Genomic DNA, 17,563 nt, shown 5'->3' with positions numbered 1-17,563 from the left:
CGGCTGCGCGCCTACCAGCTCGGCGACCAGGATTACGTCCTGGTGGTCGTGGTGCACCACATCGCGGCGGACGGCTTCTCGATGCGCCCGCTGGTTCGCGACCTGATGACCGCCTACGTGGCGCGCACCTCGGCGTCCGAGCCGGGCTGGCCGCCGCTCGCGGTCCAGTACGTGGATTTCGCGCTGTGGCAGCGGCAGACGCTCGGTGCCGAGGACGATCCGACCTCGCTGATCTCCGAGCAGCTGGACTACTGGCGCACCGCGCTCGCCGGCCTGCCCGACGAGCTGCGCCTGGCCGGGCGTCCCCGGCCCGCCGTCGCGTCGTATCAGGCTGGGACACACCGCTTCCGGGTGCCCGGCGAGCTGATCGACGAGCTGAACCGGGTCGCGCACGCGCACGGCACCACGCTGTTCATGGTGGTGCACAGCGCCTTCGCGGCACTGCTCGCCCGGCTCAGCGGCTCCGACGACATCGCCATCGGCATCCCGGTGGCGGGTCGTGGCGAGCAGGCCCTGGACGACCTGGTCGGCATGTTCGTCAACACCCTGGTGCTGCGCGCCCAGGTCGACACCGACGCGTCGTTCGCCGACCTGCTTGCGCAGGTCCGCGAGCGGGATCTGCAGGCCTTCGCGCACGCCGACGTGCCGTTCGAGCGGCTGGTCGAGGTGCTCAACCCAGCCCGTTCGCAGGCGCGGCATCCGCTGTTCCAGGTGATGCTGTCGTTCCAGAACCTGGGCCGCGCATCGCTCGAGCTGCCGGGCCTGACGGTGTCCGAGCTCGGCATCGACCAGCCGACCGCGAAGTTCGACCTGCAACTCACGCTGAGCGAGGTGCAGGGCACCGAAGCGGCGATGGACGCCGAACTTCTCTACGCCACTGACCTTTTCGACGTCGCCTTCGCGAACACCTTCGCCGAGCGCTTCCTTCGCGTGCTCGGCGGTGTCGCCGCCGCACCGACGGCGGCCGTGGGCGATATCGAGCTGCTGGACCCGGCCGAGCGCGCGCTGGTCGTCGAGCAGTGGAACGACACCGAATTCCCGGTGGACGCGGCCCTGACCTCGCCGGTCGGCGACGCCGCGGCGACCCTGGTTTCGCTGTTCGAAGCACAGGTCGCACGCACGCCCGACGCACACGCGGTGACCTTCGAGGGGACAAGTCTGTCCTACGCCGAGTTCGCCGGCCGGGTGCACCGCCTGGCGCGCTGGCTCAAGCAGAACGGCGTCGGCCCGGAATCGTATGTGGCGCTGGGCATGCGGCGCTCGATCGATCTGGTCGTGGGCATGTACGCGGTGAACGCGGCGGGCGGCGCCTACGTGCCGCTCGACCCGGATCACCCGGCCGAGCGCACCGACTACATCCTGGAGACCGCGCGCCCGGTGTGCGTGCTGACCTCCGGCTCCGACCTGGAGTCGACGGGCTCGCGCCAGGTGCGCATCGATCAGCTCGACCTGTCCGAGTTCTCCGACGCGCCGCTGACCGACGCGGACCGGCACAAGCCGCTGCGCCCGGCCAACACCGCCTACGTGATCTTCACCTCGGGCTCGACCGGTCGCCCGAAGGGTGTCGCGGTCTCGCACGCGGCCATCGTCAACCGCCTGGTCTGGATGCACGCCGAGTACGGCCTCGCGGCCTACGACGTGGTGCTGCAGAAGACGCCTGCCACCTTCGACGTGTCGGTGTGGGAGTTCTTCTGGCCCTTGCAGGTCGGCGCCCGCCTGGTGGTCGCCAAGCCGGACGGCCACCGCGACCCCGCCTACCTGGCGCGCCTGATCATCGAGGAGCGCGTCACCACGGTGCACTTCGTGCCGTCCATGCTCTCGGTGTTCGTCGCCGAGGAGCGGGCGGCCGAATGCGGCAGTCTGCGTAACGTTTTCGCCTCCGGTGAGGCGCTGCCCGCGGTCACCGCGCAGCGGTTGCGCGCGCTGACCGGCGCCCGGCTGCACAACCTGTACGGCCCCACCGAGGCCGCCGTCGACGTCACCTTCCACGAGGTGACCGAGGCGGACACCAGCTCGGTGCCGATCGGCGCCCCGGTGTTCAACACCCAGGTGTACGTGCTGGATTCGCGGCTGCGGCCGGTCCCGGTCGGCGTGCCCGGCGAGTTGTATCTGGCCGGCGCGCAGCTGGCCCACGGCTACGTGGCCCGCCCTGACCTCACCACCGAGCGGTTCATCGCGAACCCGTTCGGCGACGCCGAGCGCATGTACCGCACCGGTGACCTGGTCTCCTGGACCGCGGACGGTGAACTGGAGTACTTGGGCCGCACCGACTTCCAGGTGAAGCTGCGCGGTCTGCGGATCGAGCTCGGCGAGATCGAGAACGCGCTCACCGCACTGGAATCGGTGGCGCAGGCGGTGGTGCTGGTGCGCACCGACGAGCGGACCGGCGATCAGCTCGTGGCCTACGTGGTCGGTAACCCGGACCGCGCGTTGGACGTCGAGTCGGTCAAGGCCGCGCTCGGCGTGCAGCTGCCCGCGTACATGGTGCCCTCGGCCTACGTGGAGCTCGACGAGTTCCCGCTGAACCCCTCCGGCAAGCTGGACCGCAAGGCGCTGCCGGAACCGACGTTCGCGGCCAAGACCTTCCGCGCGCCGAGCACACCGGTGCAGGAGATCGTCGCCGACACCTTCGCCGCCGTGCTCGGTGTCGAGCGGGTCGGCCTGGACGACGACTTCTTCGAGCTGGGTGGCAACTCGCTGGTGGCCACCCAGGTGGCCGCGCGACTCGGCGAGGCGCTGGACACCCAGGTTCCGGTGCGCGTGCTGTTCGAGGCGTCGACCGTCGCCGCGCTCGCCGCCCGGGTGGAAACCGCTGCGGGACAGGGCGGCCGGGCGCCGCTGGTGCCGCAGGAGCGCACCGATCTGGTGCCGCTGTCGCTCGCCCAGCAGCGGATGTGGTTCCTCAACCGGTTCGACAACCGCACGGCGGTCAACAACATCCCGGTCGCCATCCGGCTCACCGGCGAACTCGATGTCGACGCGCTCAACGCCGCGATCGGCGACGTGCTGGCCCGCCACGAGGCGCTGCGCACCGTCTACCCCGAGCTGGAAGGCACCGGCTACCAGCACATCCTGCCCGTATCCGAGGTGTCGTTCACGGTCACCGCCGAGCCGGTCACCGTTGCCGAGCTGCCCGGGCGCATCGTCGAGCTGGCGAGCCACCACTTCGACGTCACCCGCGAGATCGCCTTCCGCGCAAGCCTGCTCAGCCTTGATGAGCGCAATCACGTTGTGGTGCTGGTCATGCACCACATCAGCGCCGACGGCTTCTCGCTGCGGCCGCTGCTGCGTGACGTGGTCGTCGCCTACAGCGAGCGCACCCGCGGCGAAACACCCGCCTGGGCGCCCCTGGACGTGCAGTACGCCGACTACGCGCTGTGGCAGCGCGACGTGCTCGGCGTCGAGCACGATCCGGAATCGGTGGCCGCCCAGCAGATCGCCTACTGGGTCGAGCAGCTGCGCGATCTGCCCGATCAGCTCGAGCTGCCCGCCGACCGCCCTCGCCCGGAGATCGCCACCAATGCTGGTGGCACGCACGGCTTCTCCGTCGATGCCGAACTGCACGCCGCACTGGCCGAGCTGGCCCGCCGCCGCGGCGTCACGCTGTTCATGGTCGTGCACGCCGCGCTGGCCGCGTGGGCGGGCAGGCTGTCCAACAGCACCGATATCGCCATCGGCACGCCGATCGCCGGACGTGGCGAACGGGCGCTCGACGACCTGGTCGGCATGTTCGTCAACACCCTGGTGCTGCGCAGCGAGGTCGACCCGGCCGCGCGGTTCAGCGACCTGCTCGAGCAGGTGCGCCGGACCGACCTGGCCGCCTTCGGCAACGCCGACGTGCCGTTCGAGCGACTGGTCGATGTGATCAGCCCGGCCCGCTCGCAGGCGCATCACCCGCTGTTCCAGGTCGCGCTGACCTTCGAGGCGGCCTCGGCCGCCGAGATGGGCACCGTGCAGTTGCCCGGTCTCGACCTCGACGTCGTCGAATTCGACCCGGGCACCGCCAAGTTCGACGTGCAGCTGACCGTGGGCGAGACCGCGGACGGCGCGCTGGCCATGTCCTGGAACTACGCCACCGAACTGTTCGATCCGGAGACGGTGGCCTCGTTCGCCGACCGCCTGGTGCGCGTGCTGCAGACCATCGCCGAGGATCCCGAGATCGCCGTCGGCGATATCGATCTGCTCGGCGAGGCCGAGCGCCTCGATGTCTCCCAGCGCTGGGTGTCGTCCGGAATGGACGGCGGCGCAGGTCTTTTCGGGGAGCCCGCGACCACGCTGGTGACCGTGTTCGACGCGGCCGTTGCCGCGCACCCGAACCGCATCGCGGCCCGCTTCGGCGTCGAGACGCTGACCTACAGCGAGCTGGACCGGCGCGCGAATGTGCTGGCGCGCAGGCTGATTGCGGACGGTGCCGGGCCGGAGTCGCTGGTCGCGGTGATCCTGCCGCGCTCGCTCGACCTGGTGGTCGCGCTGGTCGCGGTGGTGAAGACGGGCGCGGGCTATGTGCCGGTCGACCCGACCTACCCGGCCGAGCGCATCGCCTACGTGCTCGCCGATTCCCAGCCGACCAGCGTGATCCTGGACTCGACGGTCCAGGTGACGGTGCCGGTGCAGCTGCCGAGCGTGGTGCTGGACGGCTTCGCCGTGGAGACCGGCAATATCGAGGACGCCGACGACGCGCCGATCACCGACGCCGACCGGAACGCGGCGCTCTCGCCCGACCATGTCGCGTACGTGATCTACACCTCCGGCTCGACCGGCCGCCCGAAGGGTGTCGCGGTCGCGCACCGGAATGTGGTGCGGCTGTTCGCGAATACCGATCGGGACTTCGGTTTCGGCCCCGACGACGTGTGGACGCTCTTCCACTCCTACGCCTTCGACTTCTCGGTGTGGGAGCTGTGGGGCCCGCTGCTGTTCGGCGGCACCCTCGTGGTGGTCGACTACTACACCTCGCGCTCGCCCGAGCAGTTCCTGGAACTGCTGCGCGCCGAACGGGTCACGGTGCTCAACCAGACCCCGTCCGCGTTCTACCAACTGGCCGAAGCGGATCGCAATGCCGCGCCGGACGCCGCACCGCTGGCCCTGCGCTACGTGGTGTTCGGCGGCGAGGCCCTCGAACTGCGCAGGCTCTCGGATTGGGTTGCCCGCCACGGTGATTCGGCTCCCTTGCTGGTCAACATGTACGGCATCACCGAGACCACGGTGCACGTGTCCTACCGCGCGCTGGACGCCGCGACCATCGCGGCCGCCTCCGGCAGCGTGGTCGGCCGGGCCATCGCCGGTCTGCGGGTGTACGTGCTCGACAACCGGCTGCGGCCGGTCCCGGTCGGTGTCGCGGGCGAAATGTATGTCGCGGGACCGCAATTGGCGCGTGGCTACCTCGGCCGCCCCGATCTGTCGGCCACCCGGTTCGTCGCCAACCCGCTCGGCGGCTCGGACGCGGCGGGCTCCCGCCTGTACCGCTCCGGTGACCTCGCGCGCTGGAACCGCTTCGGCGAGCTCGAATACCTGGGCCGCGCCGACGATCAGGTGAAGGTGCGCGGCTTCCGCATCGAGCTCGGCGAGATCGAGTCCGCGATCCTGGCCCAGCCGGGCATCGCCCAGGCGGCGGTCATCGTGCGCGAGGACCAGCCGGGCGATCAGCGGATCGTGGCCTACGTGGTCGCCGAGCCCGATGTGGTCCCGGTGCTCGACCAGGTCCGCGACGGCGCCGCCGAGCGGCTGCCGTCGTACATGGTGCCCTCGGCACTGGTGCGGCTCGAGTGGATTCCGTTGACGGTCAACGGAAAGCTCGATCGGCGCGCGCTGCCCGCGCCCGCCGTGCAGGCCCGCGCCTTCCGCGCGCCCGTCACCCCGGTGCAGGAGACCGTGGCCGCGGTGTTCGCCGAGGTGCTCGACCTGCCGCGGGTCGGCGTCGACGACGACTTCTTCGAGCTCGGCGGCAACTCGCTCATCGCCACCAGGGTCGTCTCCCGCATCGGCGCCGCGCTCGGCACCACGGTCGCGGTGCGCGCGCTGTTCGAGGCGCCCACCGTGGCGGCGCTGGCCGCCAGGGTGGAGTCGCACGCCGACGGTGCCGCCCGGGCCCGCCTCGTCGCCCGGCCCCGGCCGGCCGACGCGCTGGTGCCGCTGTCGTTCGCGCAGCAGCGCATGTGGTTCCTGAACAAGTACGACACCTCCTCGGCCGCCTACAACCTGCCGATCGCGATCCGGCTGACCGGCGCCCTCGATGTGGCCGCGCTGCGGCTCGCGGTGGCCGACGTGGTGCGCAGGCACGAATCGCTGCGCACCCGCTACCCGGAGCACGGCGGCACCCCGGTCCAGGTGATCGTGCCCGCCGAGAACATCGCGCTCGACTTGCACCCGGTGCAGGTGGATCCGGCCGACCTGACCGCCGTGGTGACCGACTTCGTCACCACCGGATTCGATGTGGCCGAACAGGTTCCGCTGCGCACCCGGCTCTACAGCGCGGGCCCGGACGAGCACGTGCTCGTCGTCGTGGTGCACCACATCGCGGCCGACGGTTTCTCCATGGGACCGCTGACCCGCGACGTGATGCTCGCCTACTCGGCCCGCACCCAGGACAGCGCGCCCGGCTGGGCGCCGCTGACCGTGCAGTACGCCGACTTCGCGGTCTGGCAGCGGGAGGTCCTCGGCACCGAGGACGATCCGGACTCGCTGATGGCGCGCCAGGTGGCGCACTGGCAGCGCGTGCTCGACGGTGTCCCGGACGAGCTGACCCTGCCCGCGGACCGGCCGCGCCCGGCGATCGCCTCGCTGCGCGGCGCGACGCTGCACCGCGAGCTGCCCGCCGAGCTGATCGCCGCGCTGGAAGACATTGCACGCCAGCGCGGTGCGTCGCTGTTCATGGTCATGCACGGCGCGCTCACCGTGCTGCTGTCGCGGCTGTCCGGCGCGGACGACATCGCGGTCGGCACGCCGATCGCGGGCCGCGGCGAGCAGGCGCTCGACGACCTGGTCGGCATGTTCGTCAACACTTTGGTGCTGCGCACCGGGATCGACGCCGGTGAATCGTTCACCGAGCTGGTCGATCGGGTGCGGCGCACCGACCTCGATGCCTACGGCAACGCCGACGTGCCCTTCGAACGACTGGTGGAGCTGCTCGCACCGGAACGCTCGCAGGCGCGCAACCCGCTGTTCCAGGTGATGCTGGCCTTCCAGAACCTGGATCGCACCACCCTCGAACTGCCGGGTCTGTCGGTGTCGGCGCTGGATCTCGAAGAGAACGTGGCGCGCTTCGACCTGCAGTTCACGCTGTCGGAGCAGGGCGAACCCGGCACGGCGGGCATGGCTTTGGCGCTCACCTACGCCACCGACCTGTTCGACGAGTCGACCGCCGCCGAGATCGCGCAGCGCTGGCAGCGGGTGCTCGAGGCGATCGCCGCCAACCCGGCCGTCCCGGTCGGTCGGATCGACGTGCTCGACGCCGCCGAGCGGGCCGACCTGACCGCGCGCACCGGCGCGCAGGCCACGCCGCCGCGCACGCTGCCGGAGCTGCTGGCCGAGGCCGCCGCCATCGACCCGGCGGCCCCCGCCGTCGTGTTCCAGGGCAGGACCACGTCCTACGCCGAGCTCGACGAACGCTCGAACCGGTTGGCCCGCTTGCTGATCGAGCGTGGTCTCGGTACCGAGGACCTGGTCGCGGTCGCGGTACCGCGCTCGGACGACTCGTACTTCGCCGAATGGTCGGTCGCCAAGTCCGGTGCGGCCTTCGTGCCGATCGACCCGACCTACCCGGCCGACCGCATCGCGCACATGGTCACCGATTCGGGCTCCCCGGTCGGCCTGACCGTCACCTCGGTGCGCGCCGACCTGCCGGACTCGGTCGAGTGGCTGGTGCTGGACGAGCTGGAGCTGTCCGGCTTCGACGCGGCCGCGATCACCGATGCCGATCGGGTGCGGCCGGTCAGCCCGGTGCACCCCGCCTATGTCATCTACACCTCCGGTTCCACCGGTGTGCCCAAGGGCGTCGTGGTCACCCACGCCGGTCTCGCCAACTTCCGGGACGAGCAGAACGCGCGCTACGACGTCGACTCGTCTACGCGCGCACTGCATTTCGCGTCGCCGAGTTTCGACGCCTCGATCCTCGAGTTCCTGCTGGCGATCGGCCGCGGCGGCACCCTGGTGGTCTGCCCGCCCGGTGTGTACGGCGGCGACGAACTGGCCGAGCTGATCCGCGCCGAGCGCGTCACGCACGCGTTCATCACGCCGTCGGTGCTCGCCTCGCTCGATCCGGCCGCGCTGGCCGACATGCGGGTGATCGTGGCCGGTGGTGAGGCGGTGCCCGCCGATCTGGTCACCAAGTGGGGTGGCGCGCCGGACGGTTCGGGTCGGCGCTTCCACAACGGCTACGGCCCGACCGAGACCACCATCATGACCAACATCAGCGACGCGCTGACGCCGGGCGATCTGGTCACCATCGGTGGCCCGACCCGGGGCATGCAGTCGCTGATCCTGGACGCCCAGCTCCGGCCCGTTCCGGTGGGTGTCGCGGGTGAGCTCTATCTGTCGGGCATCCAGCTGGCCCGCGGTTACCACGCGCGTCCCGGCCTGACCGCCGACCGTTTCGTGGCGAATCCGGCGGTCCCCGGCGCGCGGATGTACCGCACTGGTGACGTGGTCAGATGGGTGCCTGCATCGCGAAGCGATTCGATGGGGGGTGGTGGCCGGGCGACGGGTGGGCCCCGCACCGGCGAGGTCGAATACGTCGGCCGGTCCGACTTCCAGGTGAAGGTGCGTGGTTTCCGCATCGAGCTCGGCGAGATCGACGCGGCCCTGGCCGCGCACGAGAACGTCGACTTCGCGGTCACCGTCGGCCACAAGGGCGCGGCCGGTGCCACCTCGCTGGTGTCGTATGTCGTTGCGGCACCGGGTCGTTCGATCGACGTCGCCGCGCTGACCGGCTTCGTCGAGGACCGGCTGCCCGCGTACATGGTGCCGTCCTCGATCATGGTGATCGATCGGGTACCGCTCACCCCCGTCGGCAAGCTGGACCGAAAGGCGTTGCCGGAGCCGGTGTTCGCGACCGAGGTCGTGTTCCGGGCGCCGCGCACGCCGGTCGAGCAGGCCATCGCCGAGGTGTTCGCCGAGGTGCTCGGGGTGGAGCGGGTCGGCGTCGACGACTCGTTCTTCGCACTGGGCGGCGACAGCATCGTCTCCATCCAGCTGGTCTCGCGGGCCAAGGCGCGCGGCGTGGTCTTCAGCCCACGCCACGTCTTCGAGCAGCGCACCGTGGCCGGGCTGGCCGCGGTGGCCGAGACTGCGGACGCCGCGGCGGCTTCGGCCGTGGTGCTCGCCGAACTGCCCGGTGGTGGCGTCGGCCCGATGCCGCTGACCCCGGTGGTGCGGTTCATGGCGGAGCGGCGCGGCTCGTTCCACCGGTTCAACCAGACCCTCGCGCTGGAACTGCCGGTCGGCATCGACCGGGCAGGCATCGTCGCGACCGTCGGCGCGGTGATCGACCGGCACGACATGCTGCGGGCGAGCCTGCGGCAGGTCGAGGGGGAGTGGATCCTCGAAACCGCCGCTGCCGGCACTGTGGACGTCGACGCACTGGTCGACCACGTCACCTTCGACGCGGCCGCCGACGATGCCGAGCTGATCGAGATCGCCTCCGCCGCACTGGATTCCTCGCTGGATCGGCTGGATCCCGCTGCGGGCGTGGTCATTCGGTTCGTCTGGCTGGAGCCCTCCAACGGCGAGCGCGCCGGACGGCTGATCGTCGTCGGCCACCACCTGGTGGTCGACGGCGTCTCCTGGCGCATCCTGGTGCCCGACTTCGTCGCGGCCTGGGGGCAGCGCACCGCGGGCCAGCAGCCCGAGCTGGTCGCACCGGCCACCTCGATGCGGGCCTGGGCGCACGCGCTCGAACGCGAGGCGCGCAGTGCCGAGCGGGTCGCCGAACTCGACCACTGGCGTTCGGTGGTCGACGCGGCCGATCCGCTGCTGACCGAGCGTCCGATGGACCCGGCGCTCGACACCTCGGGTGTCATCGAGAAGCTGCAGGTCGAGGTGTCCGCCGAGGTCACCAAGGCCTTGCTGACCACGGTGCCCGCCCTGTTCCACGGCGGCGTGAACGACGGTCTGCTCACCGCGCTGGCCCTGGCGACCGCCAAGTGGCGGGCGCGCCGGGCCGGTACCCGCGGCGACGAGTCGCTGCTGATCCGCCTGGAGGGCCACGGCCGCGAAGAGGACATCGTGCCCGGCGCGGACCTCTCGCGCACGGTCGGCTGGTTCACCGCGATCTTCCCGGTCCGCTTCGAGCTGTCCGGCATCGACATCGATGCCGCGCTGGCCGGTGGACCCGCACTGGGCCAGGCCGTCAAGGCGATCAAGGAGCAGCTGCTCGCGGTGCCGGACAAGGGTGTCGGGTACGGCCTGCTGCGCTACCTGAACCCGGAGACCGCCGCCGAACTGCCCGTCGAGCTGCCCGGCCAGGTGAGCTTCAACTACCTCGGCCGCGTTGCCGAGGGCGATGTGCCCGAGTCGCTGCGCGGCTTCGGCTGGATCCCGGCCGCCGAGCTCGGCGCGCTGGGCGGGGCCTACGACGCGGATATGCCCGCGATGGCGCCGCTGGACATCAACGCGATCGTGGTCGGCGACAAGCTGACCGCGAACATCGGCTACCCGTCGACGCTGCTCGACGCCGCCGCCGTGCGCGAATTCGGTGAACTGTGGACGACCGCGCTGGAAGCGGTTGCCCGGCATGCCAATTCGACCGGCGCGGGCGGGCACACCCCGTCGGACTTTGCCCTGGTGCGCAGCACACAGGGCGACATCGACGGCTGGGAGCGGCGCTTCCCGAACCTGGCCGATATCTGGCCGCTGTCCGCGCTGCAAGCCGGTCTGCTGTTCCACGCCAGGCTCGCCGCCACCTCGGTGGACGTGTACACCGCGCAGGCGGTGCTCACCCTCACCGGCCGGGTGGACGCGGCCCGGTTGCGTTCGGCCGCGCAGGCTCTGGTGGACCGCTACGAGAACCTGCGCACCGCGTTCGTCACCGATCGGGACGGCAGTCCGGTGCAGGTGGTGCTGGACAGCGTCCGGGTCGCCTGGTCCGAGCACGACCGGATCGAGCAGGGCAACGGCGACGACCTCATCGCCGCCGACCGGACGCAGCGCTTCGATCTGACCGAGCCGCCGCTGATCCGCTTCACCCTGATCCAGGTGGCGCGCGACCGCTGGCAGTTCGTGGTGGCCAACCACCACATCCTGCTCGACGGCTGGTCCATGCCGCTGCTCATGCAGGACCTGCTGGTGCTGTACGCGGCACACGCGGACACCAGCGTGCTGCCCGCCGTGCGGTCCTACCGGCACTTCTTGGAATGGACCGCGCAGCAGGATCATTCGGCCTCGGTGGCCGCGTGGACCGACGCGCTGCGCGGTGTCACCGAGCCGACGCTGCTGGCTCGCCCGGATGCCGGGCGCGAGATCACCTCGCTGTCCGGCGAGTACTTCTTCGAGCTCGACCAGGCGGCCACCGCGCGGCTCACCGCGCTGGCCGGCTCGCTCGGCGTCACGCCGAACACCGTGCTGCAGACCGCATGGGGCATCCTCATCGGCCGGATGACCGGCCGGGACGACGTGCTGTTCGGCACCACGGTGTCCGGGCGCCCCGCGGACCTGTCCGGCGTGGAGTCGATGGTCGGCCTGTTCATCAACACCGTGCCGGTGCGGGTGCGCTTCGACCCGGCGGAGTCCGCGCAGCAGCTGCTGGCCCGGACCCAGGGCGAGCAGGCGGATCTGCTCGATCACCACTACGTCGGCCTCGCGGACATCCAGTCCGCCGCGGGCATCGGTGGACTGTTCGACACGCTGGTGGTGTTCGAGTCCTACCCGGTGGATGCCGCGGGACTCCAGGAACAGGCGTCGGACATCGACGGTATGGCGGTGGTCGGCCTCGACGCGGCCGATGCCACGCACTACCCGTTGACGCTGATCGCCCAGCTGGATTCGCGACTGCGGATCCGCGCGGGTTACCTGCGTGACCTGTTCGACGAGCAGACCGTGCGGCGCATCGCCGATCGCTTGATCCGTGTGCTGACCGCGATCACCACCGAACCGACTGTGCCGGTGGGCGATATCGAGTTGCTCGATACCGCGGAGCGCGAGCTCGTGGTGTCCGGCTGGAACGACACCGCGCACGAGGTGGATGCGGCCGCGACGCTCGTCTCGAAGTTCTACGAGCAGGCCGGACGCACGCCCGAAGCAACCGCGCTGAGCTTCGAGGGGACACATCTGTCCTACGACGAGTTCGCCGGGAAGGTCAACCAGCTGGCCCGCTGGCTCATCGCTCGCGGTGTCGGCGCGGAATCTTATGTGGCGCTGGGTATGCGGCGCTCGATCGATCTCGTCGTCGGCATGTACGCGGTCGCGGTGGCCGGTGGCGCCTACGTGCCGCTGGACCCGGATCACCCGGCCGAGCGCACGGAATACATTCTGGCCACGGCCGATCCGGTGTGCGTGCTGACCTCCGGCACCGATCTCGACATCGATACCGCGCAGGTGCGCATCGACCTGCTCGATCTGAGCGGGCTGTCCGAAGCGGCGATCACCGACGCGGATCGCCGGGCGCCGTTGCGGCCGACCAACACCGCGTACGTGATCTTCACGTCCGGCTCCACCGGCCGCCCCAAGGGCGTCGGTGTTTCGCACGCGGCGATCGTGAACCGCCTGGTGTGGATGCAGTCCGCCTACGGGTTGGAGACCACCGACGCGGTGTTGCAGAAGACGCCCGCCACCTTCGACGTGTCGGTGTGGGAGTTCTTCTGGCCCTTGCAGATCGGCGCGCGACTGGTCGTCGCGAAGCCGGACGGGCACCGCGATCCGGCCTACCTGGCCGAGGTGATCAGCACCGAGCGGATCACCGTCACCCACTTCGTGCCGTCGATGCTCGCGGTGTTCGTCGCCGATGCCGCTGCGGCGCAGTGTGATTCGCTGCGGCTGGTGTTCGCCTCCGGTGAGGCGCTGCCGCCCAAGCCCGCGCATCGACTGCGTGAGCTGACCGGTGCGGCGCTGCACAACCTGTACGGCCCGACCGAGGCCGCGGTCGACGTCACCTTCCACGAGGTCGTCGACACCGACACCGACACCGTCCCGATCGGCGCGCCGGTCTACAACACCCAGGTGTACGTGCTGGATGCGCGGCTGCGCCCGGTGCCGGTCGGCGTCGCGGGTGAGCTGTATCTCGCGGGCACCCAGCTGGCCCGCGGGTACGTCGCGCGGCCGGATCTGACCAGCGACCGCTTCGTGGCCAACCCCTACGGTGCCGCCGGTGAGCGCATGTACCGCACCGGTGACCTGGTCGCCTGGACGTCCTCGGGCGAGCTGGAGTACTTGGGCCGCACCGACTTCCAGGTGAAGCTGCGCGGTCTGCGGATCGAGCTCGGCGAGATCGAGACCGCGCTCACCGCGCTGGACGAGGTCGCCCAGTCGGTCGTGGTGGTCCGCGGTGACCAGCACACCGGCGACCAGCTCGTCGCCTACGTCATTCCCGCGCCGAACGTGCGGGTGGACACCGAGCTGCTGCGCGAGGACCTGGCGGAGCGGTTGCCCGCGTACATGGTGCCGTCGGTGGTGCTCGTGCTCGACGAGTTCCCGCTCAACGCCTCCGGCAAGCTGGACCGCAAGGCGCTGCCCGCGCCGGTGTTCGAGGCCGCGGTGTTCCGCGCGCCGACGACGCCGGTGGAGGAGATCGTCGCGGCCACCTTCGCCGAGGTGCTCGGCGTGGAACGGGTCGGCCTGGACGACGACTTCTTCGCGCTCGGCGGTAACTCGCTGTCCGCCACCCAGGTCGCCGCGCGACTGTCCGCCGCGCTGGACACCGATCTGGGCGTCCGTGAACTGTTCGAGGCGTCTACCGTGGTCGCGCTCGCGGCCCGCGCGGAGACGCACGCAGGCGCCGGTGCCAGGGCGGCCCTGGTGCCGCAGCAGCGGCCCGCGCTGGTGCCGCTGTCACTGGCCCAGCAGCGCATGTGGTTCTTGAACCGCTTCGACCCGGACTCGGCCGTGGACAACATCCCGGCCGCGGTGCGGCTGTCCGGTCTGCTCGACCGGCAGGCGCTGCAGATCGCCGTCGCCGACGTGCTGGCCCGCCACGAGTCGCTGCGCACCTTCTACCCGGAGGTGGACGGCACCGCGCATCAGCAGACCGTGCCCACCGGCAAGGTGATCCCCGACCTCGCACCCTTCGAGGTCACCGAGGCCGAACTGCCGCAACGGCTTTCCGAGCTGGTGCTGACCGCCTTCGACGTGACCACCGAGGTGCCGTTCCGGGCCAGGCTGTTCGAGGTGAGCCCCACCGAGCACGTGCTCGCCCTGGTGGTGCACCACATCTCGGCCGACGGTTTCTCCATGGGCCCGCTGACCCGAGACGTGATGACCGCCTACGGCGCCCGCGTCGAAGGCGGTGAACCCGCCTGGCGGCCGCTGGAAGTCCAGTACGCCGACTTCGCGCTGTGGCAGCGCGCCGTGCTCGGCGACGAGGACGATCCGGAATCGGTGATCGCCCAGCAGATCGCGTACTGGTCGACCTCGCTGGCCGGGCTGCCCGATCAGCTCGACCTGCCCACCGACCGGCCGCGCCCCGCGGTCGCCTCCGGCCGCGGCGCGACGCACACCTTCGAGATCGACGCCGAAACCCACGGCAGGCTCACCGAACTCGCCCGCACCAGGGGCGCGACGCTGTTCATGGTCGCGCACACCGCGCTGGCCGTGCTGCTCGCGAGGCTGTCCGGCGAGCGCGACATAGCGATCGGCACCCCGGTCGCGGGTCGTGGCGAGCGGGCGCTCGACGACCTGATCGGCATGTTCGTCAACACCCTGGTGCTGCGGACCCCGATCGATAGCGCCGCGACGTTCACCGATCTGCTGCGCACGGTGCGCGCCACCGATATCGCCGCGTTCGGGCACGCGGACCTGCCGTTCGAGCGGCTGGTCGAGATCCTGAACCCGGCGCGCTCGCAGGCGCGGCACCCGTTGTTCCAGGTGCTGCTCTCGTTCCAGAACCTGGGCCAGAACAGCCTCGAGCTGCCGGGTCTGACGGTCAGCGGTGTCGAGCTGCCGATCGATACGGCGAAGTTCGACCTGCAGCTGACGCTGTCGGAGAAGAACGCCACCCAGCCGGTAAATGGCGTGGGTGCTGCGGCGGCGGGTATCAGTGCCGAATTCATCTACGCCACCGATCTTTTCGACGCGGAAACGATGGCGGAGCTCGGGCAGCGGTTCCACCGGCTGCTCAAAGCTCTTGCCGCCGAACCGGATCGGCCGATCGGCGATATCTCCTTGCTGGACGAGCAGGAGACCGAGCAGGCGTTGCGCGGCTGGAACGCCACCGAGCACGACCTCGGCGCACCGACCACCCTGGTCGCCGAGTTCGCCGCGCAGGCGCAGGCCACGCCGGATTCGGTCGCGGTGGTCGATCCCGCCACCGGCACCTCGCTGACGTACGCCGAATTCGGTGCCCGCGTGCACCGTTTGGCGCGCAAACTGATCGAGGCCGGCGTCGGCCCGGAGACCCTGGTCGCCCTGGGTCTGCGGCGCTCGGTGGACCTGGTCGTCGCCGCGTACGCGGTGCAGGAGGCCGGTGGCGGCTACGTGCCGCTCGATCTCGACCAGCCCGCCGAACGGGTGAATTATGTGCTCGACTCGGCCGACCCGGTGCGCGTGCTGACCACCTCGCGCGACGCGTTCGACGCCGAGGGCCGCACCACCCTGTCGATCGATGAGCTCGACCTGTCCGGTTACTCGGACGAGCCGGTCACCGACGCCGAACGCCGCGCGCCGCTGCGGCCGGAACACCCGGCGTACGTGATCTTCACGTCCGGCTCGACCGGTCGCCCGAAGGGCGTCGCGGTGCCGCACGCCGCCGTGGTGAACCAGATTCGCTGGATCACCGGCGAATACGGCATCGGCGCCGACGACATCGTGCTGTTCAAGACGCCCGCCACCTTCGACGTGTCGGTGTGGGAGCTGTTCGGCCCGATGACCACCGGCGGCCGCATCGTGGTGGCCAGTGCGGACGGTCACCGCGATCCGCAGTACCTCGCGGACGTGATCGCCGCCGAGCGCGTCACCATGACCTCGTTCGTGCCGTCGATGCTGACGGTCTTCGCCGGAAACGTCGACGCGACCGGCGCCGGTGCGTCCCTCGCGTCGCTGCGGACACTGTTCGTCGCCGGTGAGGCCTTCACCGCCGAAGCGGTCGACGCCATCCGCCGGGTCAGCTCGGCCGAGCTGTACAACCTTTACGGCCCAACGGAATTCACCGTGCACGCCACGCACGGCCCGGTCGCCGACGACGTGACCGGCGCGGTGCCCATCGGCCTGCCGGTGTGGAACGCCCAGGCGTACGTGCTGGATTCGCGCCTGCAGCCGGTGCCGTCGGGTGTCGCTGGTGAGCTGTACCTCGCCGGTGCTCAGCTGGCGCGCGGCTACTTCGGCCGCACCGATCTGACCGCGGATCGCTTCGTGGCCAACCCGTTCGGCGCCGCGGGCGCCCGGATGTACCGCACCGGTGACCTCGTCACCCGCGACGACACGGGCGCCATCGAGTACATCGGCCGCACCGACTTCCAGGTGAAGCTGCGCGGCTTGCGGATCGAGCTCGGCGAGATCGAAACCGCGCTCGCCGCACACGATTCGGTGGCCCAGTCCGTCGCCATGGTGCGCTCGGACGCGCACACCGGCGATCAGCTGGTCGGCTACGTGGTCCCGGTCGGCGACACCACCGTCGACGTCGACGACCTCAGGACACACCTGTCCACCCGACTGCCGTCGTACATGGTGCCCGCCGCGATCGTGGTGCTCGACGCCATGCCGCTCAACCCGAACGGCAAGCTGGACCGGCGCGCACTGCCCGCACCGGCCTTCGAGGCGCGGGAATTCCGCGCACCGTCCACCCCGATCGAAGAGATCGTGGCCAACACCTTCGCCGAGGTGCTCGGGCTCACCAGCACCGACGGCGAACGCGCCGTCGGCCTCGACGACGACTTCTTCGACCTCGGCGGCAACTCGCTCATCGCCACCCAGGTGGTCGCCCGCCTGGGCGCCGCACTGGACACCCGTGTCCCGGTGCGGATGCTGTTCGAGGCGCCGACCGTCGCCGCGCTGGCCGCGCGGATGGAGGCCCACCAGGGCACCGGCCGCCGCCGCGAACTCGTGGCAGGCCGGCGCCCGGCCCGCATCCCGTTGTCGCTCGCGCAGCAGCGGATGTGGTTCCTCAACCGGTTCGACAACCAGACCGCGGTCAACAACATCCCGCTCGCGGTCCGGCTCACCGGCTCGCTCGACACCGACGCGCTGCGCCAAGCCGTCGCCGACGTGGTCGACCGGCACGAGGTGCTGCGCACCGTCTACCCGGAAACCGCCGACGGTCAAGGCGTTCAGGTCGTGCTGCCCGCCGGGCAGGAGACCATCGAGCTGACCCCGATCGAGGTGTCGGAGACCGAAATCCAGGAGCGGGTCAGCGAATTGGTGCTGACCGGCTTCGACGTCACCACCGAGGTGCCGGTGCGGGCCCAGCTGTTCCGCGTCGCAGGCTCGA

General features: G+C 70.7%; 1 protein-coding gene (cut by both window edges). It reads left to right on the top strand.

All 17,563 nt of this window come from inside a single coding sequence — locus tag IBX18_RS00535, non-ribosomal peptide synthase/polyketide synthase (RefSeq protein WP_194831862.1), on the top strand. Of the gene's 43,731 coding nucleotides, 10,074 precede the window and 16,094 follow it; the stretch shown corresponds to coding positions 10,075-27,637 (codon 3,359, complete, through codon 9,213, partial); the first complete codon in view begins at position 1. Both codon boundaries (start and stop) fall beyond the window edges.

It is taken from the genome of Nocardia sp. XZ_19_369 (assembly GCF_015355715.1).
GTDB lineage: Bacteria > Actinomycetota > Actinomycetes > Mycobacteriales > Mycobacteriaceae > Nocardia.
This window is presented reverse-complemented; position numbering and strand designations above follow the sequence as displayed.